The sequence below is a fragment of the Cuniculiplasma divulgatum genome (assembly GCF_900083515.1).
GTDB classification, from domain to species: Archaea; Thermoplasmatota; Thermoplasmata; order Thermoplasmatales; family Thermoplasmataceae; genus Cuniculiplasma; species Cuniculiplasma divulgatum.
Map to the genome: position 1 here is coordinate 815,462 of NZ_LT671858.1, position 23,681 is coordinate 839,142.

The 23,681-nt window shown below is 36.5% G+C and carries 24 protein-coding genes; 11 read left to right on the forward strand and 13 right to left on the reverse strand.

What is annotated here, in order from left to right; all coding sequences use genetic code 11:
• Positions 1-385: 385 nt before the first annotated feature.
• The 4 genes from CSP5_RS04010 to CSP5_RS04025 all read right to left on the reverse strand — a co-directional run bounded on the left by CSP5_RS04010 (position 386) and on the right by CSP5_RS04025 (position 6,034).
• Positions 386-1,801 carry an ABC transporter substrate-binding protein gene (locus CSP5_RS04010; protein ID WP_148689697.1) on the reverse strand — a complete coding sequence of 472 codons (1,416 nt, stop codon included), beginning with the start codon at positions 1,799-1,801 and terminating at the stop codon, positions 386-388.
• Positions 1,802-1,903: 102 nt separating this feature from the next.
• The gene (locus CSP5_RS04015; RefSeq protein ID WP_021788655.1) at positions 1,904-3,763 is read right to left on the reverse strand and encodes a glycoside hydrolase family 15 protein; all 1,860 of its coding nucleotides are present in this window, start codon (positions 3,761-3,763) and stop codon (positions 1,904-1,906) included.
• A 216-nt stretch (positions 3,764-3,979) separates the two neighbouring features.
• Entirely contained in the window at positions 3,980-5,539 is a 1,560-nt protein-coding gene (locus tag CSP5_RS04020; RefSeq protein ID WP_021788656.1) for an APC family permease, read from the reverse strand.
• Between the two features lie 78 nt (positions 5,540-5,617).
• Positions 5,618-6,034, reverse strand: coding sequence for a metal-dependent transcriptional regulator (locus CSP5_RS04025; RefSeq protein WP_021788657.1), 417 nt, complete (start codon positions 6,032-6,034; stop codon positions 5,618-5,620).
• Positions 6,035-6,120: 86 nt separating this feature from the next.
• Here CSP5_RS04025 and CSP5_RS04030 point away from each other — a divergent pair, with 86 nt between their 5' ends.
• The 4 genes from CSP5_RS04030 (at position 6,121) to CSP5_RS04045 (ending at position 9,789) form a co-directional block, all read left to right on the forward strand.
• Positions 6,121-6,936, forward strand: a complete 816-nt coding sequence (locus tag CSP5_RS04030) for a sulfurtransferase (RefSeq protein ID WP_171970432.1) — start codon at positions 6,121-6,123, stop codon at positions 6,934-6,936.
• 83 nt (positions 6,937-7,019) lie between these two features.
• Entirely contained in the window at positions 7,020-8,186 is a 1,167-nt protein-coding gene (locus CSP5_RS04035; protein ID WP_077076164.1) for an acetyl-CoA C-acyltransferase, read from the forward strand.
• Complete coding sequence (locus CSP5_RS04040; RefSeq protein ID WP_077076165.1) at positions 8,183-9,031, forward strand: 3-hydroxyacyl-CoA dehydrogenase family protein; 849 nt, start codon at positions 8,183-8,185, stop codon at positions 9,029-9,031. The genes CSP5_RS04035 and CSP5_RS04040 overlap by 4 nt, the downstream gene beginning before the upstream one ends.
• Positions 9,028-9,789, forward strand: a complete 762-nt coding sequence (locus CSP5_RS04045; protein ID WP_077076166.1) for an enoyl-CoA hydratase/isomerase family protein — start codon at positions 9,028-9,030, stop codon at positions 9,787-9,789. Before CSP5_RS04040 ends, CSP5_RS04045 begins: the two co-directional genes overlap by 4 nt.
• Here the strand turns inward: CSP5_RS04045 and CSP5_RS04050 are convergent.
• Positions 9,778-10,788, reverse strand: a complete 1,011-nt coding sequence (locus tag CSP5_RS04050; protein WP_021788662.1) for a cysteine synthase family protein — start codon at positions 10,786-10,788, stop codon at positions 9,778-9,780. The two genes, CSP5_RS04045 and CSP5_RS04050, sit on opposite strands and share 12 nt — an antisense overlap.
• Before the next feature lie 87 nt (positions 10,789-10,875).
• Here CSP5_RS04050 and CSP5_RS04055 point away from each other — a divergent pair, with 87 nt between their 5' ends.
• Positions 10,876-11,955, forward strand: coding sequence for a tetratricopeptide repeat protein (locus CSP5_RS04055; protein ID WP_021788663.1), 1,080 nt, complete (start codon positions 10,876-10,878; stop codon positions 11,953-11,955).
• On the opposite strand, the gene CSP5_RS04060 is transcribed toward CSP5_RS04055, so the two are convergent.
• From CSP5_RS04060 to trxA, 3 genes are read right to left on the reverse strand one after another with little or no spacing between them, the layout of a single operon-like run.
• On the reverse strand, positions 11,945-12,310 hold the full coding sequence (locus CSP5_RS04060; RefSeq protein WP_077076168.1) for a Rieske 2Fe-2S domain-containing protein: 366 nt from the start codon (positions 12,308-12,310) through the stop codon (positions 11,945-11,947). The two genes, CSP5_RS04055 and CSP5_RS04060, sit on opposite strands and share 11 nt — an antisense overlap.
• Positions 12,276-13,250, reverse strand: coding sequence for an NAD(P)/FAD-dependent oxidoreductase (locus CSP5_RS04065; protein ID WP_021788665.1), 975 nt, complete (start codon positions 13,248-13,250; stop codon positions 12,276-12,278). The genes CSP5_RS04060 and CSP5_RS04065 overlap by 35 nt, the downstream gene beginning before the upstream one ends.
• Positions 13,251-13,661: a thioredoxin gene (trxA, locus tag CSP5_RS04070; protein ID WP_021788666.1), complete on the reverse strand. Its 411-nt coding sequence runs from the start codon at positions 13,659-13,661 to the stop codon at positions 13,251-13,253.
• A 101-nt stretch (positions 13,662-13,762) separates the two neighbouring features.
• Between trxA and CSP5_RS04075 the strand changes: the two genes are divergently transcribed.
• Positions 13,763-14,146, forward strand: coding sequence for a helix-turn-helix domain-containing protein (locus CSP5_RS04075; protein WP_021788667.1), 384 nt, complete (start codon positions 13,763-13,765; stop codon positions 14,144-14,146).
• Positions 14,147-14,149: 3 nt separating this feature from the next.
• Here the strand turns inward: CSP5_RS04075 and CSP5_RS04080 are convergent, their stop codons facing one another.
• Positions 14,150-15,106, reverse strand: coding sequence for a Gfo/Idh/MocA family protein (locus CSP5_RS04080; RefSeq protein ID WP_148689698.1), 957 nt, complete (start codon positions 15,104-15,106; stop codon positions 14,150-14,152).
• A gap of 101 nt (positions 15,107-15,207) precedes the next feature.
• Here CSP5_RS04080 and CSP5_RS04085 point away from each other — a divergent pair, with 101 nt between their 5' ends.
• Together CSP5_RS04085 and CSP5_RS04090 are read left to right on the forward strand one after the other, a co-directional pair.
• Entirely contained in the window at positions 15,208-16,020 is an 813-nt protein-coding gene (locus CSP5_RS04085) for a DUF929 family protein (RefSeq protein ID WP_021788669.1), read from the forward strand.
• 19 nt (positions 16,021-16,039) lie between these two features.
• On the forward strand, positions 16,040-17,092 hold the full coding sequence (locus CSP5_RS04090; RefSeq protein ID WP_021788670.1) for a hypothetical protein: 1,053 nt from the start codon (positions 16,040-16,042) through the stop codon (positions 17,090-17,092).
• 104 nt (positions 17,093-17,196) lie between these two features.
• On the opposite strand, the gene CSP5_RS04095 is transcribed toward CSP5_RS04090, so the two are convergent.
• Genes CSP5_RS04095 through CSP5_RS04105 form a run of 3 tightly spaced genes read right to left on the reverse strand, consistent with a single transcriptional unit; the run spans position 17,197 to position 19,903 of the window.
• The gene (locus CSP5_RS04095; protein ID WP_083705254.1) at positions 17,197-19,026 is read right to left on the reverse strand and encodes a chloride channel protein; all 1,830 of its coding nucleotides are present in this window, start codon (positions 19,024-19,026) and stop codon (positions 17,197-17,199) included.
• A 48-nt stretch (positions 19,027-19,074) separates the two neighbouring features.
• Positions 19,075-19,332 carry a PRC-barrel domain-containing protein gene (locus CSP5_RS04100; protein ID WP_021788672.1) on the reverse strand — a complete coding sequence of 86 codons (258 nt, stop codon included), beginning with the start codon at positions 19,330-19,332 and terminating at the stop codon, positions 19,075-19,077.
• A 4-nt stretch (positions 19,333-19,336) separates the two neighbouring features.
• Positions 19,337-19,903 carry a GMP synthase subunit A gene (locus tag CSP5_RS04105; RefSeq protein WP_021788673.1) on the reverse strand — a complete coding sequence of 189 codons (567 nt, stop codon included), beginning with the start codon at positions 19,901-19,903 and terminating at the stop codon, positions 19,337-19,339.
• A gap of 207 nt (positions 19,904-20,110) precedes the next feature.
• Between CSP5_RS04105 and CSP5_RS04110 the strand changes: the two genes are divergently transcribed.
• Entirely contained in the window at positions 20,111-20,326 is a 216-nt protein-coding gene (locus tag CSP5_RS04110) for an H/ACA ribonucleoprotein complex subunit GAR1 (protein ID WP_021788674.1), read from the forward strand.
• A 9-nt stretch (positions 20,327-20,335) separates the two neighbouring features.
• Complete coding sequence (locus tag CSP5_RS04115; RefSeq protein WP_021788675.1) at positions 20,336-21,268, forward strand: transcription initiation factor IIB; 933 nt, start codon at positions 20,336-20,338, stop codon at positions 21,266-21,268.
• On the opposite strand, the gene CSP5_RS04120 is transcribed toward CSP5_RS04115, so the two are convergent.
• Positions 21,259-21,498 carry a hypothetical protein gene (locus CSP5_RS04120; protein WP_172399400.1) on the reverse strand — a complete coding sequence of 80 codons (240 nt, stop codon included), beginning with the start codon at positions 21,496-21,498 and terminating at the stop codon, positions 21,259-21,261. The two genes, CSP5_RS04115 and CSP5_RS04120, sit on opposite strands and share 10 nt — an antisense overlap.
• A gap of 455 nt (positions 21,499-21,953) precedes the next feature.
• On the opposite strand from CSP5_RS04120, the gene CSP5_RS04125 reads away from it, so the two are divergent.
• Positions 21,954-23,537: a YncE family protein gene (locus tag CSP5_RS04125; protein ID WP_077076172.1), complete on the forward strand. Its 1,584-nt coding sequence runs from the start codon at positions 21,954-21,956 to the stop codon at positions 23,535-23,537.
• The last annotated feature ends 144 nt before the right edge of the window (positions 23,538-23,681 follow it).

A 23,681-nucleotide genomic window follows, 5' to 3' on the forward strand; every position in this document is an offset into this window, starting at 1 on the left:
GATTTTAGATTTACCTCAGTCTTACGTGTGATGATAATACACAATGGTTTCTATTAAAACTATTATTAAACACCACCACGTGAAAATAGCGCTTTATGCGCACTATCACATAATTGATTGAACAAGATAAAGGAAAAATAAGATCAGCAACCTTCCCGATGAATGTCCCCATACTTTGTTTCATTTTAAACCTTTAAAATTTAATGTTTTACTCCAAATCCTGTCTTCAGGTTTAAGATACTTATTTAATAGAAACAAAGACCAGAGAACAGTTATCGCAAAAACCTAATAGAGTTTGAGATAATATAATTTCAATTTTCTTTATACTTGCAAAAGTTTGATTGTTTTATCATTTAAAAAAATAAATATTTGGTAGTTTAAAAACTTACTGCCCCTCTATTGGCGCGTATGTACCATTTTCATACTGATCTGCAACGTTTTGATTGTAATTAGTCGCCAGGAAGCTTTTTAAAGCGCTGTTTTGACTAGCAAGTATTGATGGTATACTAGAGTATGATGAGTGGTCGACTACAATACTTGTCCATGCTTTGTCCATTAAAGTTTGCCATTCTCCAATCCATGAAACTGGTGATCTAAGGAACACCCCACCGTTAATTGCTGCTAGCGATTCATTGGTTACAGTGTCTGTTGAGTTATAGGATTTCATTCCAAGTTTTGTAAGGTTGACAGAACCTGGCCACTGATAGTACATTATTGAGTAAGTGTTAGATGCAAGTCCGGTATAGGTTGCCCAGTATGATGTTTTGTAATCCGGTGAAAAGTATGCACTCAGGTTATATATGTATTCCATAGCATGTATATCCCCAGTATCATTGAACATCATTGGGTTTCCACCGAATTGGACCATCCACTGATAAAGTTCTGTGGGTGTGCTTGCTCCTCCATGTCCCTGCATGTTAATTTCTCCAACACCATACTTCTTATCGAGGATCTTTGCGTCATTATAGAGTTGTGTATATGTTGTAGGAACCTTAGTTATTCCTGCACCCTGAAGTGCTGTATAATCAACCCATACAAGAGGTATATTGACAAGCTGTGTCAGGAAGTATACTCCTCCGAACTCTGATACTTCGTAGTTGTTAAGATTTGAAATTGAACTTATAACTCCTTCTCCGGCAGTAATCTTTGCGGCATTGATTGATGCTAGATAGCCATCATAAAAGAGAACTCCAACATCAAGATTATCAATAGTCATAACAACATTTGCGTGAGAATTTCCAGTTACAAGTGATGAAATCTCCTCAACCATGGATGCAGCGGTTATGAAACTAACACTCACTTGGATGTTTGGGTATGCCTTCTCAAAATTGTTTATAACCCCAGTAACATAGGACTCATCCGCTGTGCTTATACTCGTGTAATATGTAACAGTCGCTGTCGCATTGCTTGAAGCGTATATTGATGGTACTGTTGTACTTGGTGAAGACGTATATGCTCCCTGATCAACAGGTATAAATCCAGTATGGGCTTCACAGGCCTTCTGGATCGCAGGGTTCATCAGATAAGCCATTAACTGCGCTGACGCAGCTGGAGTCGATCCTCCCTTCATTTCAGCTATTACACAACCTCCAAGCAGATGCTCAGAATTGACCGGGCCACTCACACCAGTATAGACATATAACACATTGTTAGACGTGGTTGGAGTGGGCGTTGTTGTTTTCACTAGATTTTTGTAATCTAGTCCAACAAACGACCCTACAACAACTATCACCACAACAATTGCTATTATGGCTATCAGTTTATTTCCTTTTTTTTCTTTTGGTTCTATAGGATTATCCATTTTTAATCTTTACTCCATCTAAATCATTTTATTTAAATTTAAAAAATGCTTAAATACTACAATTAGGAGAAAAAAATATATGTATTAATCTATAAATATTATTTAATATAAAGTGAACTTTAACTCATGTTCGATTTTCCCGTAATTTTTGGAAACTCTATTCAATCTTACTGCCGCTCTGACCATGCCAAGGTGACTCAACGCCTGTGGAAAATTGCCAAGCAATTCGCCTGTTTTTAAATCAATTTCTTCTGACATTAGACCAAGATGATTGGAATGTGAGACAATTTTGCCCAGGACTTCCCTCGCTTTTTTAACTTTTCCAGTTACTATAAGGTCTTCTACATACCAGTAGGATAAAAGAACAAACGCGTTATCATCTGAAACAAAATTGTCCTTGTCATTATACCTTTTGAAAAGGTACCCGTCCACCATTAGATCGGTCTCAATCTTCTTTATCGTTCCAAGAATATATGGATGATCAGGTGGTAAGAATCCTAGAAGGGGCATTCTTAAAAGAGATGCATCAGTACTTTCAGAGCCATAGAACTGCATAAAGGAGTTATGCTTTTCACTATATGCGTTTTCCATTACATCCTTTTTTATTAGATCGGCCTGAAGTTTCCAGTCAGAAATTGGTGCTGAAAGCTCCAATTTTTTGGACATTTCAATACCTCTTTGAAACGCTGACCATGCAATAACTTTTGAATAAGTATAATTTAATGGTTCTGATCTGAATTCCCAGATGCTGGAATCTCCATATTTCCATATCTCGGTTAACTTTGAAAGTATATTCCTCACAAAATCCCATAAGTATGTATTAATAGTTCCTTCATTCTTAGAGACATGGTATATGGCATTTATGAGGCTACCATATTCGTCAATTTGTAACTGGCTCGCAGCCAGATTTCCTACCCTTACAGGAGATGATTTCCTATAACCTTCATAGTTGATAAGTTTCTCTTCAAGATTCTGGTATTCGTTTATTGTGTATATTGTCTTGAGGTGACCCTCCATTTTTACCCTTTCCATTACATCATAAAGAAACTTTACCGATTCATTTTTATAACCAAGCATTGAAAGTGATTCTATAACATATGCCACATCTCTAACCCAGCAGAATCTGTAATCATAATTTCTGTCTCCGCCGATAGCCTCGGGTAAGCTTGTTGTAGGGGCAGCGACCATCAATCCAGTCGGTTCATATATCAAACCTTTTAGAACCAGAGCAGATCTCACTACTTCATGATTGTATATAAGTGGAAAATTTCCTTCAGATACCCACTCCTTCTGAAATTTTGCGGTTTGCTCCATTAGATCAAATGACTTAAAATCGCTTGTTTTTTGTACATGCTGCATACCATAAAAAACAATGATCCATCCACTCCCATTCTTATTCGTTTTAAAATTTGCAGCAATCTTGTTACCATATACCTTGAAGTTAAAATCTGAAGATACCCCAACATATTCATCCTTGTATTTGAATATATATCCGTTTTTGTGTTTAACCACGTCTTCAGGTAAATTACCGAAGTGGAACGAGAGTTTTATCTCAGAACGAATTTCCACACCTTCAACAGGGGTTTCGACATATCTATGAATCTCCGGGAAATTAATCGTACTGTATTTTGAGGTTGGAATGAAATCTGTAACTCTAAGTATTACCTGATTTTTTTTCTTAAATTCTGTTACAAGTATGTTTGTATTATCAATGTAATACTGGCTGGATTCAACATTCTGAAAATCAACAGGCTGAATTGAAAAACTGCCTCCTTTTTTACTGTCAAGGATCGAATCAAATATAGGGTCGGAGTTAAAATTCGGAAGACATGCCCAGTCAATTGTTCCATTCATTCCTACCAGGGCAGAAGTTCTGTTGCTTGCAATTATTCCGTGGTGTGAAATTTTGAGATATTCCTCAGCATTTAGTTCAGAAAGTAAGATGGATCTGCGTGATGGCATTAATGCCCAATACAATAAAATATAAATTTTTTGTTTTAATGTTCTCTATTTTTGAAAATATATAATAGAATGCCGAAAGGGTTGGGTAGCAATAAATAAACTTCTGTTAATGGTAGAACTTATCAATGTTTAAGGAGTTAAATCACAACGCAGATATTAACTCCAATAAAAAACAGTTATTAATGGAAAAAGTCAACTATTTACGAATTAATTAGTCTATTGGCTTTTTTTCTCCAATTCCACTAATTTTTCTTCTTCAACCAGATTTACGGACTTACCGGCACGGGCTGCAACTTCCGGCTTTAATTTTACTGTTCTGATTGCATAAAAGATGGCAAATACAAGATAGGCAGAAGCTCCTATTACAGCCTCAGTAATTGGAAATACAGGGGGTATTATAGATTCATACAATACCCATAGAAATATTACAGTTGCAATTATGGGTAAGACATAGTGCTCTGTGATATGTACTACTATGTAAATTCCATGGTGCTTTTCCTTCAGTCTGATGAATAAGGTCATTACGCTTGTATTTAGCAGAATGTGAGTTATGATGAGCCCAAATAGGGCAAGAGTTGTAAGAAAGTCAAAACTATTCCCTAGAGAAGAGGATACTACTAAACTTGATGACATATTTGTTAATAAGGAAACAAATGTATGCCCCATCAACCCATTAATTAACATAGTTCCACCAATTGCAAGAATGGATGCCATCGTACCAATAAACAATAATGCTTTGTGAGGTGTAACGTATTTTTCGTGTAATTCTGCAAAGTAATGTGGGAGCACTCCATCCCGTCCCATTGCAAAATAAACCCTGCCTGCATTGGATTGCATTGCGACAGAATCCGAAAAAGCTGAGTTGAAAGCCACAAGGGAAAGCATGACTCCACCTGCTACACCTGTATAAGCTGTTGCAACTATTATACCAGGGATGTTAGCCTGAGCAAATGATGACATAAGAGAAACGCCCCATCCAACAGTTAAAGCATAAGCAACCTCGGTTAAAACAACTCCAACTATTATAAGACCAAAGACTAAACTTTTAGTTATCGCTCTACTGTTCACTGCCTCTTCTCCAAGTGGTGCAGAACCTCCGTAGCCAATAAAACTCGTCAAACCAAATATCATTCCAAGTCCAAGACCACTTAGCGGCCCCCCTACCTTATTAAAAATTTGGGATTTTGTAAAAGGGTCAAAAACTGCAAGCGTATTGTCCTTTGCCTCAATTATTATAATTGCTGATAGTACTCCCAGAAATATAACTTCAAAAAAGGCAGCTATCCTTACATATTTCATCTGTGGCCTTATTCCAAAAATGGATAAAGCTATAGGAGCCAGGATAAATAGGAGAATGAATGGAATCCATATCCAACCAGGTAGTGACATTCCAAGGAAATAGGATAGAACTCCTGGGAGTACAACGCCCCCAACATATACCGGTATAGCCGCTGTACTTGCTATCTGATACATAACATATAGCAATCCGCTCGTTATGGCTGGTGTTGGACCAAATGCTGTTCCTATATATCCATAATATCCACCAGCGCTTGCATGTCTTGTCGACAAGTGATAGAGAGTATTAACTTCGAGAAACATGGTTAGGGTTGCAATGAGGAAGGCAAGTGGAGTTAAAAAAAATGCAAAAGCTGCAGCAGATGTAATGAACGCAACTGTATCACATGCTGGCGCCATAGCTGCAATTTCCTCAGCAATAGCACCCCAGACACCTACCTGATTTTTCATCAATCTATTTGGGTTTTTTCCAGAATCCATATTCAATCAACTTAGTATTAGGTTAATGCAATTAGTATTATACTAATGTATTTAAAAATTACTATACGAGTCACATTTCTAATCGTGTATCTGTTCTATGGTTCTTCCATGTGGACATTTTCCGGGTTTTCCGAGCTTTAGAAACATTGTGTCAATCGAATCATGGTCCACCAGATAATCTATTTGTTCTGAAATTAAGCACGCACGATCGATATCCATACCATAAGTAACCATAAGCGTCTCGATTATTCTGTGGTTTTCCTCTATTTCGTGATAAAAAGATTTTCCCTTATTAGTTAAATGAATCATTCCTTTTACATGGAGTACAAGTTTTTTCCCCTCGAGTCTCTTAATAAGATTTAATGTTGTTGGTGGTCTAACGTTTAACATATCTGACAAATCTATAAGTCTCAGTGGGAATTCATCTACTTCATGATCCCCGATTGTAATCAGGCAGTCCCGTTCTTTCTTTGTTAGAAGTTTAAGGTTATTCATTTAGTAGATACCTAATTAAATTCGCATTATAATAGTTTTTCTTTGAAGGCCAACAAAGGTTTTATTAAAACTTACGATTAATGGTTATGGAATCTAAAGTACTAATTTCTGTAAAAGAGCTGAAACAAATTCTTAATAAAGTTACACTTCTAGATTGCAGATACAGACTTACAGAACCAGATTATGGATTTAATGAATTTGTTAAGTCTCACATTCCAGGAGCATTTTTTATGGATCTTAATAGTCATCTCGCATCTGAAGTTAAATTAACTGGAGGTAGACATCCACTTCCGGACATTGATATTTTAAAAACAAGACTGGAGGAGGTAGGTATTACAAACGATACCAGTATTGTATGTTATGATGATAATTTATCTGGAGCTGGCAGATGCTGGTTTTTATTAAAATATATGGGTATTTTAAACGTAAGGGTTCTTAACGGAGGCTTTGATGAATGGAATAAATTTGGATTAGTTGTCGAGTCTGGTCCAGAACGAAAAGTTCCACCGGGCCATATTGATGTAAAATTAAATTCAGATTTGATTGCAACACATGAAGACATATTGAACCAATCAAATAAACATAAAATAATCGATGCACGTGAAACATACAGATATGAAGGAAGAAAAGAACCAATTGATAAAATCGCTGGCAGGATTCCTGGTGCTATTAATATACCATACACAGAACTGATGAATGGCACTGTTATGAAGAGAAAAGATGAACTAAAAAAACTATTGAACGGTTTACAGGATGGAGACATTTTATACTGTGGCTCTGGAGTCACATCATGTGTAAATTTTCTGGCAATGGAATATATAGGTATAAGACCAAAGCTATACGTTGGAAGTTACAGTGACTGGATAAGCAGGGATCTTGATGTAGAAAGAGACCAAGATTAAGTTATTAAAGCATGTTCCATAATTTGTATTATTAAGTATTGCAAAGCATATTAACAAAATTGCAATATTGACATTAGATAACGATGAAAAACATTTATATTATTTCTGCAAAGAGAACGCCTCACGGAAAATTTGGAAAATCTCTTTCAGGCATTAGTGCAACCAAACTTGGTGGGATAGCAATAAGAGGAGCACTGGAATCATCTCAAATAGATCAGGAATTGGTAGATGAGGTGATATTTGGAAATGTAATTCAGGCAGGAAATGGACAAAACCCAGCCGGTCAATGTAGTACACATGGTGGCATAAGATCGGAAGTTACGAAAAATACTGTTAATGTTGTATGTGCATCAGGGATGCTGGCAATGGAAAATGCATACAGGGAGATAGCTTTAGGAGAAAGAGATGTGGTTGTTGCAGGAGGTACAGAAAGTATGAGCAGAGGACCATACCTGCTATCGAGTAATTTCAGGTACGGTGTAAAAAACATGTTTTCTACACGGGAAACCCTCACAGATTCCATGTACAATGACGGTTTAATGGACGCATTTTACCAGAATTCAATGGGGTTTTACGCTGATAAAACTTCAAATAAATTTAATCAGACCAGGGATATGGTTGATGACTATGCATTTCAGAGTTATACGAGAGCCATGAAAGCCACAAGAATGGGTTATTTCAAAGATGAAATTATCCCAATGGATGTATTAAATTTTGATGAGGGAATTAGGGAAACAAGCATAGAAACTCTTTCAAGGCTTAAGCCTTCCTTTAGCGACAATGGAATTCACACCGCGGGAAATTCATCGCAAATTTCTGATGGAGCATCGGCGCTGGTTTTAGCTTCAGAAAAAGCCGTAGACCAGTACGACCTCAAGCCCATTGGAAAGATAAATGGATTCTGGTCATCAAGTATGGACCCTAGGGATTATATTGAAGCACCCATAAAATCAACCAGGGAAATGCTTCAGAAATACAACTGGAATATAAACGAATTCGACCTTGTTGAGCACAATGAGGCATTTTCAGGAGGATGTATTCTTTTAAGGGATCAGCTGGGTATTGATAATGACAGATTCAATGTGAATGGAGGGGCTATCGCTTTTGGTCATCCTCTGGGGAGCAGTGGTTCCAGAATAGTGGTAACATTACTTCATGCCTTGCGACAGAGAAAAATGAATAAAGGTATTGCTACCTTATGTCATGGGGGAGGAGGAGGTCATTCTATGGCAATAGAGGTGGTTAATTGAAGTTTTCTGTTGTTGGTTCGGGAACCATGGGTCGTGGAATAGGACAAATTTTTGCACAAAGTGGCTACAATGTTGTTCAGGTAGATGTAAGCAAACAGGCTCTTGACAATGCAAGGGTTGCAATTATTGATTCACTGAATAAGCTTGAAAGGAAAGGATCACTTAAAGATACACCCGATCGGATAATTTCAAGAATGGAATTCACGGATAATATGGATTCCATTAGTGAAAGTGACATGGTTATAGAAGCGGTGTTTGAGAGATTAGATATTAAGACTGAAACACTGAAAAGAATTGGAGCAACAGTTGGCAAAAATACAATTATAGGGTCAAACACCTCATCCATATCTATAAATTTACTATCGGCATATGTTGATAATCCTGAAAGATTCATGGGGATTCATTTTTTTAATCCAGTACCTGTTATGAAGTTAGTGGAACTTGTATCCGGTGAAAAAACTTCATCAGATTTGATGAAGAAAGTGTATGAATTACTTGTAACAATTGGCAAGGATCCAGTAACGGTGAGAGATTTTCCAGGGTTTGTTTCAAACAGGGTACTGATGCCATTAATAAGAGAAGCAATACTTGCTTTTGAAGAATCTGTTGCAAGTGCTTCGGATATAGATAAAACATTTAGACTTGGTATGAATCATCCAATGGGCCCACTGGAACTGGCAGATTTCATAGGTCTGGATGTATGCCAGGATATCATGGAAGTATTATATACCAACTACGGAGACCCAAGATTCAAACCACCCATCACCCTTAGAAATCTGGTGAATTCAAAAAAGCTTGGCCGGAAGACTGGTGAGGGTTTTTATAAATATGAGGTAAAAAAATGAAAAATATAATGGTTGAAAAGGAAGGAAGATTGCTGAAAATATTCATAAATAGAGAAAAGAAATTAAATCCACTTGATATTGAAACAATAGAAGAGATTGGAGAAGCCCTCAAAGATGAAAAATATATAGGAATTATATCAGGGATGAATAAAGCTTTCAGCGCCGGTGCAGATATTAATGTTTTTTTGAACCTTGATCCTGTTACAGCTTTCGATTTTTCAAAACGTGGTCACCAGGTCATGGATTTCATAGAAGAAAGGCAAATGCCAGTTATAGCAGCAATACATGGGTTTGCTCTGGGAGGGGGATTTGAACTTGCGCTTGCATGCGATATAAGAATTGCTCATCCAGACACCTATTTCGGATTACCAGAAGTTACCCTGGGAATTATACCGGGATTTGGAGGAACTCAAAGACTCAGGAATCTTGTGGGCGATAAGATGGCATTCCAGCTTGCTTCGCTTGGAACAAAAGTTGATTCAAACAGGGCACTCAATCTTGGAATTATTAGTGAAATAAACGAGAAATACATGGAAAAAGCCATTGAAATAGGCAAGCAGTATGAAGCGCTGCCATATGAGTCACTTGCATACATAAAGGAGCTTACAAGAGGTAAGAATAGAGATTTATTTGACAGGGAAAAAGAATATTTCGGAAATATGTTCAAAACAGAAAATCAAAGAGAAGGTGCCAGGGCATTTATTGAAAAAAGGAAGGCAAATTTCAACACAAAAATAAATAATAGCCTATTTGAATGAAATAAATCCATCTCTCATTTCTCTAACAGTTGTACTTAGATCCTCAATTTCCATCCCTGTCAATATGCCACTATTGTGGTAGAATTCACTGTATTTTACGCCACTGTCAGGAAAAACAGTATATACATTTATATTCTCTCTAGATTCTGCAATCTTCAGCGCGCCCATAAAATTTGCACCAGAAGAAAATCCAACAAAAATTCCAAGTTCTCTGGCCAGTTTTTGAACACCATCACTGGCATCTCGCTCATTAACATTTATCATTTTATCTACCAGAGATATGTTCTTTTCTATGATTGTCTTATCTTTTGCCTTTAGAAAATTCCTTATTCCCTGAATATACGATGTTTGATCTGACTGAAGCATATAAACTGTTATGGTTGGGCTTCTTCCCTTAAAATATTTAGCGTTCCCAATTATTGATCCTCCTGTTCCCATTGCAATAGCAACGGCATCTGGCAATTTGCCCATCTGCTTTTCAGATTCAGGGGCAGTAGTATAAACATGAGATAGATAATTGAACTCGTTTCCATGCTGATGGAGGCAAACATAAGTCTCTGGTTGTTTCATCGCAATATCAATTGCAGAATTTATAGCAGTCTCAGTGCTGGTAGTATCTTTTGGTTCATTTGTTTCGATGACAGTTGCTCCAGATTTAATTAATTCTTTCTTTGTCTCTTCAGAAGTCCCTGGAGGAATAAAAAGCATGGACTTAATCCCAAGTTTCCTGCAGATATTCCCTATGGCGATTCCTGTATTGCCGGACGTCCCTTCTACAATGATCTTGTTTTTAATAGAGTCATCTGTATGAATCAGATGGTCGATCATGAAAAAAGCTCCCCTATCCTTAATAGAGCCAAATGGATTGAAATACTCAAGTTTAGAATAAACTGCGGAACCATTAGGCGTTTCATACTTTAGCATAGGAGTATTACCAAAACCCTGACTGTAAAAGTCATTTGTGATTGTTCTGCACAGTTTTTCCTTATCTTCGCTCATAATTCCCCATGTAATTTTTCGATATTATTGTTTCCTGAATTTATCAGTAACATATGAATAGTTATTTTCAATGAGAGTAAGATTAATTTGTCTGACTACAACAAAGAGATAGCTGAAGGGTTTGAATTATTAACCCAGGGAGAATTCGAGAAAAGCCTTGAAAAATTCATTACAGCCATAGAGATTGATTCAACCAGGCCTGATGCCTTTTCACTGGCTTCAGAGGCATTTGCGCAAATTGGCGATATTGAGAATGCAAAATCTCACGCTGAGCAAGCGTATAAAATGGACTCTGGAAAACCAGAATACGTGCTTCAGTATGCCTCCATGCTTTATGCAACAGGTGATAGCGAGGAGAGCTTAAAACTCGCAAACGAGGCCCAGAAGAAGGGTGAAATGCCTGAGATACATCTTTTGAAAAGCAATATCTATATGGATATGGAGGAAGCCCAGAAAGCTTTAAAGGAAGCTAAAATAGCATTTGAAATGGATAAGAACCCCATATACAGGACAAATTATGCCATAGTTCTCAAGGAAAGCGGCAAGATAAAGGAATCGACTGAAATTCTTACTAAGATGATACAGGAAAAACCAGATGATCTGGATGCGCTTTACTTACTCTTCCAGAATGAACTGGCAGAAGAGCATCTAGATGAAGCAATGAACTATATTACAAAATGTATATCTCTTAATGATTCTGAGCCCCTGTTCTATTCAGAACTTGCCTCAATGATGGAAGATTTCGAAGATAATGAAAAGGCTGAAAAATATTATAAAAAGGCATTGGAGGTCTCCGACAATGATCCAGAGATGGCAATGCAACTTGCAGAATTTTATCAGTCCATGGATAAATTTCAGGAGGGAATTGATGTTCTGGAAGGGGCACATAGCGATGAAGATCCAGAGTATTTTTTAATGATGGGAAAACTTCTCCTTGGAAAGAAGGAATACAACAAGGCCTTATCTCATCTGGACATAGTAATTGAAATGGCAGATGACCCAGAGGCTAAAATTGTAAAAGGGACCTGCTTGATGGAAATAAACAGGTTAAATGATGCTCAATCCATTCTGAAGGAGGCACTAAAGCAAGATTTTCAAACCGAATATGTTGAGTCTTTGTTAAATCAGATCTGGTGGAAGGAGAATAGCAAGAAATTCAAACTATAATCTCCAGCTCTTCCCCATTTATTTTAACTTCGTATGTTTTCAGCTTTGAACAATTTGCATAGTCTCCCATTGTTTTAGGAATAGGATTTTCAAGAACATCTCCATTATTTAGATTGAAAATGATATGATGGGAAGGACACATTATTCTATCATCAGAAAGGGTTCGACATAGAAACAAAGGCCCACCTTTATGAGGGCATTTTGATTCAAACGCAAAGTATTTTCCATTCTGCTTTAGTATTGTAATATCTTCCCCGTCAAGTTGAACTCTTTTCCTGTCCTTGGAATCAAATCCATCATTATGTACACTTATCATACTTTTAGAGAGAGATTTTTGATTTCTTATTAAGATCAACGAACTTCCAGTCACTTCTGACGGATCCCATTCCCCGTTTCTTGTGAACGTAGTTAATTGCACTTAAAGCAGCTACAGAACCCTGTCCTGCTGATATGACTGCCTGTTTATAGGGGATATTTGTCACATCTCCTGCAGCAAACACTCCCTCCCTACTTGTTTTTCCGTTCATGTCTATAATGACTTCATTTTCTTTGTTCATTTCCACAAATCCCTTCAGCATTCCTGTTTTGGCGATATATCCCATTTCAACAAAAACTGCCTTCACCGGGATCTGTTCAACAGAACCATCTTTTTTCTTTAATGACACTGCATTCACGGTCTTATCTCCAAGTATTTCATCCACTTCAGATTCATAAAGGAATTTTACGTTTTCCAGCGATCTTGCCTCTGCGATCATGTCCTCTGAACCTGAAATACGATTTGCCTTCTGAGTTACATAAACCTTAGAAGCTACAGTCCCAAGATATAGGGCTGCCTGCAGTGCGTGATCTCCTGCTCCAGCAACGAGAACATCCTTGTTTTTATACAGTGGCCCATCGCAGATAGAGCAGTAGGAAACACCTCTTCCCTTATATTTCTCCTCTCCTTTACTACCAAGATCTCTCGGAGTTTTACCAAAGGCAAGTATGAGTGCATCGCATTCATACTGCTCTTCTACACCTTTCAAGATGAACTGATTATCAGACTCAGTAACAGTTCTAATTTCATCATATGAAAATTCCGTACCGTACATCTGAGCCTGTGCCTGAAATTTAGAAGCTAAGTCAAATCCTGAAATGCTCTCAAAACCTGGATAATTTTGGATGTCAGTTGTAAGCAATCCCTGCCCCCCTATATCTTTTGTAACCACAAGTGTCTTCATCCCCTGCCTTGATGAATATATGGCAGCGGATAACCCAGCAAAGGCACCACCTATTACAATAATATCGTATTTCATTCAGTTCAACAGCTTCTTGAGTTTAGCATCCAGCATTGTCTTTGGTACTGCACCTATGCTCACATCGGCTACCTTTCCGTTTTTGAACATTATCACAGTTGGAATACTGGTGATATTGAAGGACGAACTTACTTCAGGGTTTGCGTCCACATCAACCTTTCCAAAAGAGATTTTGCCACTGTACTCATTGGCCAGTTCTTCAACTATGGGAGAGAGAAATCTGCATGGAGCACACCAGGATGCCCAGAAGTCCACTACCATAATTTTATTTTTCTTAACCTCATCATTGAAAGTTGCATCTGTTAATTCTACCGGTTTCATTACTTTTACCTCCTTTTTCTTATTCTCATCTTGAATTCTTGCCATTAACTTTTTCCTTATGTTTTCTAATTCCAAATCGTCTTCTGACATAATTGAATTCTACTGGATATTATACTGGAGTTAATCAATGTTACGGTTTTGTCAAAAGCATACAAAACCATATATATAACTCCATAATATCATAGTAAAGTATGAAAATAACATCGAAATTGAATTCAGATATTGCATGCTGTTCCGATTTATTAGAGTCTGTTTTTAACTTTGGAAAAACAGATGTGGAGATATTTTACGCACTTACACCAGGGAAATGGTTCAGAATAGAAAAAATTTCAAAGGACATAAAAAAAGATCAAAGCACCGTTTACAGATCCTTACAAAAGTTGATTAGCATGGGTTTTGTAATGAGGGATTCAAGAATTATTGAAAATGGCGGTTACTATTATGAATATGCACTATCAGTTTCTTCAACGCTGGACAAGGTAATAAGAGAAAAAATCGATGAATTAACTGATCGTTTGAGAAGTCTTTCAAGAGACCTTATTAGGGAGTTGGAATCGAGAGAAATGATACAGTAATTCTTATCTTACCATTGATATAAATCTTTGAGCTTCTTCTACAATTCTTACTACTCTATATCCATCATTACCCGTTGCTATTTTGCTTTTTTCTCCCCTAGTATATTTTTCGAATTCTGCCACTTCCTCTGCATATAGGTTTCCTGTTTTGAATTCCTTTGTCGTTTCATCGTTAATTTCAATGGTTGCATTTAGAGTTGTACCGAAGAAATTTTTACATCTTATTTTCCTATCAGAAGTTAATAAAGTTAAATCATTTGAAAATCCCTCCATTTGTCTGGAAGATAAAGCCGTAGCAAATCCCTTTTCAAATTGCATATTTACAACCATTGATTCGTCAATTATTTTTTCTTCTGGCATTCTGAATGAAGTTACCTTCCTGGGGAATCTGTTATGGAATGAAATCAGTGTATCAATGACGTGAACACCAGTCCCCATCACGGATCCACCACCTACTTTATCAGGCTCGTTCCACCATTTACTATCCGCAGTTTGTTCCCTTGGAATAGAAAGATGAGTCCATATACCTGATTCATAAATTATATCCTCATTTGGCTTTAGTAATTCACCTCTTATGTATTCAAGAGCTGGGTGCATTCTGAGGTGGAAACCAATGCCCAGTTTAACCTTTCTTTCTGTTGCAAGAGAAATGAGTTCTTTAGCATCAGCGGATCTTAGGGTCATCTGTTTTTCCAGTAAAACGTGTTTACTGTGATTTAATGCTTTTCGTGCATGTTCATAATGCATGAAATTCGGTGAACCGACATAGACAGCGTCAATATCATCGGAAAGCATTTCACCATATGTGGAATAATACTTGCATGAAAATTTCTCAGCTGTTATGGCCCCTTTTTCCTTATTAGCTGTAGTAATTCCAGAAATTTCATTACCACTTTCCAATATGGCAGGCATCATTCTGCTTATTGCATGATTACCGATACCGACTATCCCAAACCTCATAATCAAATATGGTGAGTCTGTTAATAATATATTCTATTATCTTGTTGAATTTGTTCATCTTGTGTCAAATCTTTAAATATGCAAATTCGATATTATTCAGAATGGCTAATCCCAAAAAAACAAACAGGCAAAAGGAAGAGGAATTAAGACTTTTAATCCAGAAAAGAAGGAGATTATTAACAACGGCAGTAACAATAGTGGTTGCTGTCATAGTAATTGTAGCAGTACTTATTTTTTCAGGGGTACTCAATTCATCATCCACCGGTACAGGTTCCACTGTAGTTCAAAGTGGAACTTTTATAAAGATTAGCAATTCAGACGTTTCTTCTGATGGAGGAGTGAACATATATTTCCTTTCATGGCAGGGTTGTCCCATTGGTGCTTCTGATAGCTGGATAATTTATAACTACGTTCACTCGCAAGACCCATCTCTGTCGAATTCAACTATCTATAAAGAGATGCATTTTAGTGACCCTGACGAATCACCAACCAACATACCAGGATTACTTTTTAATAATTTCTCATACACTCTTAGTGGAATAAATTACCATTTCCACGTAATCTATGTTTACGGAGAATATCTCCCACCAGATGGACCAAGTTCAGTAAGTCAGGGATCATCTGTACTAAAAGCAAACTTCCCATCCTCGGTATCATCCTTATTCCTTAAGTATGAAACACAGTACCCAACTTCTGGACTTAACGGTCAGGCAATAGCTAATTATGCAGGCCACCTAACATCGAGTCTGATAATTACCGGCCCATCTGGAACATACTATGCCGAGGGAGAATTATACAATCCATCAACCATAGCCAACATACAACCAGGAGTGCTGATAAATGAATTATCACAATACTCTGGAATAACAGGAGGAACAAGTGAACTTGGTACTGCCATAAATTCCGTAATCTGAACAGTGTGAGAAGAAATAGATGGATATTTATGCTGACTTTCATAATATAAAAAAAATCATTCTCTCCCTAACCATCCTCTTTTGTCTTCTTATAATGTGGCATTATGGCATAGTGGCAATTTTTTATGTATTATTGTTTTCAATAGTTTTATCAGGCGTTATTGCAGTAATTTATTCTCTTTGGATGGATTCTAATTCGTATCACGAAGCCTCAGGTGTATGGGTTTTTCCTTTCATCGCATATCTTTTTCTTCGGTTGGATTTTTCCCGAAACATAACAAATATGATCAAATTGATAGAAATACCATTTTTGTCAGATTCTATAATATGGATTCTGGTTGGAATATTTATCATTAACTTTGTGATTCACCTGGAGCCTCATAATGCTATTCAGAATGATTCAGCAGATCAATATGAATCCTATGGATACTGGTTATCCATTTCAACAATAATAGGAATGGGAATAACGATTATTCTATCAGGATTAACAAAAGGCTATATATTTATTCTTCCAGACACATACATGATTCCCATATTTTATGGTTCCATAATACTATCTTCACAATTTAGATTCCCAGTGACAGGTAGGAGAAGTATAAATGGGATAGTAATTATTCTTTTACTGTATTCTACTATGGCTATCTACGAAAATATTATAAAAGGGACATTTCCACCAATTATTCCCATATTAATAGAATTAATTTTACTAATATCATTCTTCTGGATGGCAATGAAACCTGAAGAAAGAGAAGGAAAATATACAGGTTCAGTAATATCTTATCCACATTATAGAATAAAATTCTTTCTAGTTGTCGTGTGGTTTCTCATACTTTATTTCACCATACCAAAGGAATATCAGTTAGTTGAATCTGTTCTCATATTTCCTCTAATATTCTTTTCAGAATTTATAGTTGATCTTTTCAAAGGAATAAGAGCATCATCACTTTCGGGAAAGGGGGGCATAATAGGAGGAGCTGGTCCCTTTGATAGTCTTTATTCAACATTTTCGTTCACTATATTTGTATATCTTGTTTTTGAGATAATATTAATGAAGAAATTTTCAGGGATATAATCTTGAGACGTTCTTTGAATCACACCAAAGTTCTTGCACATTTGGATTTCCCTAATATAGTCATTTGGAGTTTAATAATCATAACCTATCACTTATACAAAATGTTATGACTTCTCCATTCTCTGGGCATCTTTAATTCTCCTGATCTCCATGTTATAAGCTTCTGCCACTTCAACAAGCGTCAGTGTTCCGACAACAATACTAGGTGAACTTTCGTTATAAACGATAAGTTTCCCGGAAGGTTCTTTTGTAAGCTTATTCAAAGCATTATGTAAGTTATCATCACTTTTTATGAGTGGAGGATCTTTCTGCATTACGCTTTCAATTTTCTCATCATAATTAGCATTTACCGGGATATCCTCAATGGAAAGGTATCCTTCAAGCCTACCATCGTCTTCAACGACAATTCCCTTCGTTCTGCTTTCTCTTATCATGTTGATTCCAGATCTCAAAGATTCATTCTTACTTATCTTGAGATAATCTTTCTTCATGGCAGTATAAACTGGAATATCGTCCATAATTGGATTTTTATATTCATCTTCATGAGCAGGTGATTTACTTCTGTCCAAAACCTGAGACCGATAAATAGAAAGATTTCCACTAACAAAGTAACTTACAGTAGTCGCAAGCATTAATGGGATAAATAGAGCATAAGATCCTGTCATTTCAGTTCCCATTATTATGATTGCAATTGGAGCTTTGGACGCTCCTCCAAACATAGAAATCATTGATACTATTATAATTTCATCCATGCTAAGATAGGGGAAGATAACTCTTAGGGGAATTGCGATTGCAGCGCCCAGAAATGCGCCTATAACCAATCCTGGAGCGAATACACCTCCAGAACCTTCAGATCCAATGGTGAATGAAGTTGCTACGGTTTTTAAGAAAAAAAGTGTAATAAATATCAGGAATAAATCAAGGTATCCAGATCCGAAAAGAGTCATATTTCCATCAAGCATCTGCTGTACCCAGCCATACCCTAATCCGAGTATTTGTGGAAAGAAAATCGCTATAATCCCAACTACTGCTCCGCCAATTGCGGGTTTTGCGTATGGTGTTATCTTTTTGGATATTTCAAAAATTCTGCTTATCCCGTAAAATACCTTAATGTACATTATTGCGGACAAACCTGCTAAAAATCCTATTATAAGATAGGCGAAAAGAGACAGTGGATGAAAGAAGCCAATTACTGTTGATGTAGGAATTAGAAATATTGTCTTATATCCTGTGTAATAACCAAAAATGGAATATCCAACAACTGACGCTATTGTAGAGGGTATTAAAGCTTCCGTTTCGAAATCCCTCTTATATAGGATTTCAGTACTGAGAATAGCACCTCCCAGTGGAGCCAGAAATATACTCCCAATACCCGCTCCAATTCCCGAAGCTACTGCGATACGCCGATCATGTTCATCCAGATGAAACATATCCGCCAGGAACGAACCGAAACCAGCAGCAATTTGTGCTGTTGGGCCTTCTCTTCCAGCACTTCCTCCTGATCCTATTGTTATGGCAGATGCGACAGTCTTTACCAGAGGTATTCTTCTTCTAATTTTTCCTCCGTTATTATGAAAAGCACTTATTGCCGCATCAGTTCCATGTCCTTTTGCTTCAGGAGCAGTTTTGTTTAGTATAATACCTACAAGAATCCCACCTATAACTAGTGAAATGGGTATGAATAAGTAGTGAATATTGGGCGAATATTTATAAAAAGAAGTCCCTGCAAGCAATCCTGATCTGGGAGGTGAGAAACCAGTCAATCCAGTTAGAAGGTAAGTGGTTACCAGTTCTATTGAGATGTACAAGGCAATAGCACCCAGACCAGCTATTATTCCAATCAAAGTACCCATCAAAGCCCATTTACCTGTTGCTGTGGACATCATCTTTTTGTAAAGACGTGAGGCAACCGGAAAATGACTATGTGATAACATTGTTTTTCGGTAGTAAATTATTAATAAATACCTTTACTCAAAAAATCATCAATTCACTTCTCTTCTATTATAACTGACCTTTTCAGGAAAAGTAAGAAGAAGTATGGCATCTCCAATTGATTTGATCCATCTGAACGGGATTGAAATTGGAATACCCTCACTCACAACATTACTGTTCGTATCTTTAATTAACAACCCGTAGACGTTGCCACTTTCAAAATCAAGAATAACGTCGTAAACATTACCAACAAGCACTCCTTTTTCTGTATATACTGGTTTCTCTATCAACGCATCAGTAGAAATCATTAATTCACCTTCTACAATATTCTATAAAGGATTTGAACATTTCTGTACCGTATTGAGTGTTTTCAACCTCTGGATGAAATTGCACACCAAACATTGATTTTTTATCAGAGTAAAAAGCTTGTACTTTACAGTTTTTTGAGTTTGAACATATTTTGAAATCATCTGAAATAGATAGTATTTCATCGTTATGATTCTCCCACACAACTATTTCAGATGGAATCTCTTTAAATATTCCTCCCTGATTGAAAAAATTGACCTTTGTCTTTCCGAATTCCGGTATGGGTGAAGCTCTTACCTCACCCTTGAAATGAAGAGCCATAAACTGTGCTCCAATGCATATTCCAAAAACTGGAACGGAAGTTTTGTCAAGAATTTCAGATATCCGCCCAAGCTTAGGAATTTCATTTGTTATGCTTGGAGCACCTCCGGAAAGTACCCAGCCGTCAGAGTCCTTAATCTCTTCAAAGTTAATGTCATTGTCCACAATTTCAGAATCCACTCCCAACTTTTTCAGGACTTTCCATTCCTTGTGGGTCCACTGACCACCATTGTCAACCACGTAAATTTTCATAGATGATAATTCCTGATTTCCTTTTATAATTTCTACATATCGATATTTTTGCTAAAGTCTTCATTATAGATCCTTAAACAATTAATACTTTAGTCGGAATTCGTTATTTGCGTGCCTGTATTTCAATGATATATTGAAATAGGTTGAAAAGAGACTATTAAAAGTATTACGAATAGTTTATTAACTTGTTAACTATAAGGTAAATATATGCAAATTTCTCTCCCTATTTATCATGACCTAGGAAATGAGTTTGTAGTGCTTAACGTTTCTGAGGATTTGATTAATAGAGCTGTTTTTGACAACAAAGGTAACAAGGTAGGAAGAATAGTAAGAATTATTGGCCCCATTTCTGAGCCAATGGGAGTAGTAGTACTTTCAAAGAAATTTGATTCAGAAGATAGGAGAGTATTTGTTAAAAACTAGGTGATTTAGATGGAAAAAGAAAAAAGAAAAATTGAGCAGATAGAAAAGTGTCCGGAATGTGGTTCAACTGATCTTTCCAGGGATTACGAAAGGGGCGAACTGGTGTGCAATAAATGTGGTATTGTCATTGACGAAAGTTATATTGATCAGGGACCAGAATGGAGGGCATTCGACACAGAGCAGAATGAATCCAGAGCAAGGGCTGGTTCCCCAATGACTTTTACATTGCACGACAAGGGTTTATCCACAGATATATCATGGAAGAATAAGGATTCTTACGGTAAATCCATACCAACCAGAAATAGGGCGCAATTATACAGACTGAGAAAATGGCAGAAGAGGATAAAGGTATCAAATGCGGCAGAGAGAAACCTTTCACAGGCATTGCAGGAAATGGAAAGAATGGCATCTAATCTCAGTATTCCAAATGATGTTAGAGAAACTGCAGCTGTTATTTACAGAAAGGCAGTCAAACAGAACATGATCAGGGGTAGGAGTATTGAAGGGGTTGTAGCCGGCTCTCTATACGCTGCGTGCAGAATCACAAATGTGCCAAGAACCTTGGACGAAATCGCATCTATAACAAGGGTTAAGAAAAAGGAAATTGGTCGAACATACCGTATTATGAGCAGATATCTACAGCTTAACATAATGCCATCAAAGCCTGAAGACTACCTGAACAGATTCTGCAGTAAACTTAAGCTCTCCCTGGATACAAGAAAACAGGCAGCTGAAATAATTAAACTTGCACAGGATAATGACCTTACATCAGGAAAAGGTCCAACTGGAGTGGCCGCTGCAGCCATATACATTGCATCGATTCTTATGAATGAAAGGAGAACCCAAAGATCTGTAGCTGAAGTTGCAGGAGTAACCGAAGTGACAATCAGAAACAGGTATAAGGAGCTAACAGAGAAGCTTAACCTTGAGGTTCAGGAATAATCCTCAAATATTTTTTCAACAATTTCAAAAATTTTTAAAAATTCATCAGTTAAACTGTAAATTGATGAAAGTTTAACATTATTTATTTTAATAGTTAATTTTTCACTTTCCACCCTTTCCATGATAACAAAGCCATCATTTTCTGGTGACGCGCACTTTAAAAAAGTGTCTATTGTTTCTTTGGAACCACTTAATGATAAATCTATATGCATTAACTCAAAACAGTTCATATAAATGATGACTTTAATTTTTCTAAATTATGGAAATTTTTCAGTACATACTATCCATAACTGTTGAGTTATTTTGATCTCTTTTTAACCTTGAAATTTCAAATTAATGGTATTAATAATTTTATGAAAAGGGAAGCTTCCGTTGATATAACACGTTATAAAAACAGATATTGTCTAAATATGGTAGTCCTGCATTCCTTTAGGTTCAAGGAAATTCTGGATAAACTTGTTTTATTTCATTCTCAGAGAATACTGTATCTATCCTTTAAATTATTGTTTGATTAATTTCCTACCCTTTCTAATTGAAAGTTAATCTTCTTCGTTACTTAGGTTTTATCGTGAGATTTTCATAGGGAGCTTAGAGGTATTGAATTTGGAACAAATCAACTATATGTGACAAGTTTACTAACGATAAAGTTTTAATAATTACATAAAATTGATAGAACAAGGCAATAATGAAAAATCACACGTTAAGGGTTATAACTATTCTTATAGTATTAGGATTTGCTGCAACATCATTTTCCGTAATTAGTAATTTCAGTGTGGAAAAAATATCATTAAAAGACAAGATAAAAATTTTGGACAAACCCATGTCATCCAGTATTATCATGGATACTATTTTAGTAGGTTCTACACCTGTAGCAATGGCTTACGATTCCATGAATAGTAATTTGTACGTAGTAAATCGTGGTTCAAACGACATCACCGTAATCAATAATACAAATAAGATCATTGGCAGCATTGAGGTAGGTTCTAGTCCAAATGATATTGCCTTTGATCCTCTAAATGGTTGTTTATATGTTACAAACACAGGATCAAACAATGTCACTGTGATTAATGACAAAAATAAAGTGGTTGATTCCATTTCCATTAAACATCCAGTCGCCTTAGCTTTTGATTCTCTGAACGGTGATTTGTATGTAACTTGTTGTGATTCAGCTAATGTTTCGGTGATCAATGATATAAACAATGTCATCGACACCATTCCTGTAGGCAAATTGCCAATTTCTGTTGCATTTGACCCTTTAAATGGATATATATACGTCGCGAGTTTTGAGTCCAAATATTTGACGGTGATAAACGATACAAATAGCGTAGTTGATAAAATTCCGGTATGCTATGAACTTAAATCTCTGGTTTATGACTCTTTGAATGGTTTTATGTATGTTTCCGAGAGGGGATCAAATAGGGTTATGGTCATCAATAATACAAATAAAGTTGTGGATACCATTCAGGTAAATGATCCAGCAGGAATGGCCTTTAATTCTGTAAACGGATACATCTATGTGGCTAGTTGTGATTGTAATAACGTAACGGTGATAAATAATACAAATAAAATTGTGGAGTCTATTTCAGTAGGTCTGGAACCAATTGCCATTACCGTAAATTCTGCAAATGGATATGTGTATGTTGCTAACGCAGCATCGAACAACATAAGTGTAATCAGTCCAATACAAGGGACATACCCTGCAGAATTCTCTGAATCTGGACTTCCATCAGGAACAGTTTGGAACGTTATTTTAGGAAATGGTACCTCTGAACAATCTCGCGGAAACACACTTACAATGTGTTTATCGAATGGGAACTATCAATATAGGGTAGTAACCTCAGATCATGAGTATAGGGCGCTTGAATATTCTAGCTCTGTTCACTTGGCAGGCGGAGCACAGCAAATAAAGATTCAATTCACTATGGTGACATATTCTGTTATGTTCAGGGAAACTGGATTACCTTCAGGTACAACCTGGTATTTGAACATAGAAGGTCATGATTCAGGTCCTATCTCAGATTCAAATTATACTATTTCCCTACCCAATGGAACATACTCATACACCATAATCACCGTTTCGGGATATAGTACTACTAAATCATCTGGGTCCGTAAATGTCAAAGGAAATGACACATCACAAACTGTGACATTTTATCCAACACATTCAAATTTATTCGATACTGAACTTTACATAATCATAGGTGCGATTGGAGCAATTATTCTTTTAGGAATGGTGGTACTTATATGGATTAGAAGAATTAAAAAATAATTCCTCTAATTTTTTGATTAGTGTATACTTTTATAAATTATATCTGGTTCACTCAAACAAAAGCTACATGGCAGACCATTTACTGATGTATACGAGTATTTAGTAATATATAAATTAAAATTGAAGTGGAGATTGTAATATTTA

What these genes read in the sequence shown, in the direction of transcription:
- CSP5_RS04010 (WP_148689697.1), bottom strand. Translation starts at nt 1,801, where the DNA reads ATGGATAATCCTATAGAACCAAAAGAAAAAAAAGGAAATAAACTGATA.
- CSP5_RS04015 (WP_021788655.1), bottom strand. Translation starts at nt 3,763, where the DNA reads ATGCCATCACGCAGATCCATCTTACTTTCTGAACTAAATGCTGAGGAA.
- CSP5_RS04020 (WP_021788656.1), bottom strand. Translation starts at nt 5,539, where the DNA reads ATGGATTCTGGAAAAAACCCAAATAGATTGATGAAAAATCAGGTAGGT.
- CSP5_RS04025 (WP_021788657.1), bottom strand. Translation starts at nt 6,034, where the DNA reads ATGAATAACCTTAAACTTCTAACAAAGAAAGAACGGGACTGCCTGATT.
- CSP5_RS04030 (WP_171970432.1), top strand. Translation starts at nt 6,121, where the DNA reads ATGGAATCTAAAGTACTAATTTCTGTAAAAGAGCTGAAACAAATTCTT.
- CSP5_RS04035 (WP_077076164.1), top strand. Translation starts at nt 7,020, where the DNA reads ATGAAAAACATTTATATTATTTCTGCAAAGAGAACGCCTCACGGAAAA.
- CSP5_RS04045 (WP_077076166.1), top strand. Translation starts at nt 9,028, where the DNA reads ATGAAAAATATAATGGTTGAAAAGGAAGGAAGATTGCTGAAAATATTC.
- CSP5_RS04050 (WP_021788662.1), bottom strand. Translation starts at nt 10,788, where the DNA reads ATGAGCGAAGATAAGGAAAAACTGTGCAGAACAATCACAAATGACTTT.
- CSP5_RS04065 (WP_021788665.1), bottom strand. Translation starts at nt 13,250, where the DNA reads ATGAAATACGATATTATTGTAATAGGTGGTGCCTTTGCTGGGTTATCC.
- trxA (WP_021788666.1), bottom strand. Translation starts at nt 13,661, where the DNA reads ATGTCAGAAGACGATTTGGAATTAGAAAACATAAGGAAAAAGTTAATG.
- CSP5_RS04075 (WP_021788667.1), top strand. Translation starts at nt 13,763, where the DNA reads ATGAAAATAACATCGAAATTGAATTCAGATATTGCATGCTGTTCCGAT.
- CSP5_RS04080 (WP_148689698.1), bottom strand. Translation starts at nt 15,106, where the DNA reads ATGAGGTTTGGGATAGTCGGTATCGGTAATCATGCAATAAGCAGAATG.
- CSP5_RS04085 (WP_021788669.1), top strand. Translation starts at nt 15,208, where the DNA reads ATGGCTAATCCCAAAAAAACAAACAGGCAAAAGGAAGAGGAATTAAGA.
- CSP5_RS04090 (WP_021788670.1), top strand. Translation starts at nt 16,040, where the DNA reads ATGGATATTTATGCTGACTTTCATAATATAAAAAAAATCATTCTCTCC.
- CSP5_RS04095 (WP_083705254.1), bottom strand. Translation starts at nt 19,026, where the DNA reads ATGTTATCACATAGTCATTTTCCGGTTGCCTCACGTCTTTACAAAAAG.
- CSP5_RS04100 (WP_021788672.1), bottom strand. Translation starts at nt 19,332, where the DNA reads ATGATTTCTACTGATGCGTTGATAGAGAAACCAGTATATACAGAAAAA.
- CSP5_RS04105 (WP_021788673.1), bottom strand. Translation starts at nt 19,903, where the DNA reads ATGAAAATTTACGTGGTTGACAATGGTGGTCAGTGGACCCACAAGGAA.
- CSP5_RS04110 (WP_021788674.1), top strand. Translation starts at nt 20,111, where the DNA reads ATGCAAATTTCTCTCCCTATTTATCATGACCTAGGAAATGAGTTTGTA.
- CSP5_RS04115 (WP_021788675.1), top strand. Translation starts at nt 20,336, where the DNA reads ATGGAAAAAGAAAAAAGAAAAATTGAGCAGATAGAAAAGTGTCCGGAA.
- CSP5_RS04120 (WP_172399400.1), bottom strand. Translation starts at nt 21,498, where the DNA reads ATGAACTGTTTTGAGTTAATGCATATAGATTTATCATTAAGTGGTTCC.
- CSP5_RS04125 (WP_077076172.1), top strand. Translation starts at nt 21,954, where the DNA reads ATGAAAAATCACACGTTAAGGGTTATAACTATTCTTATAGTATTAGGA.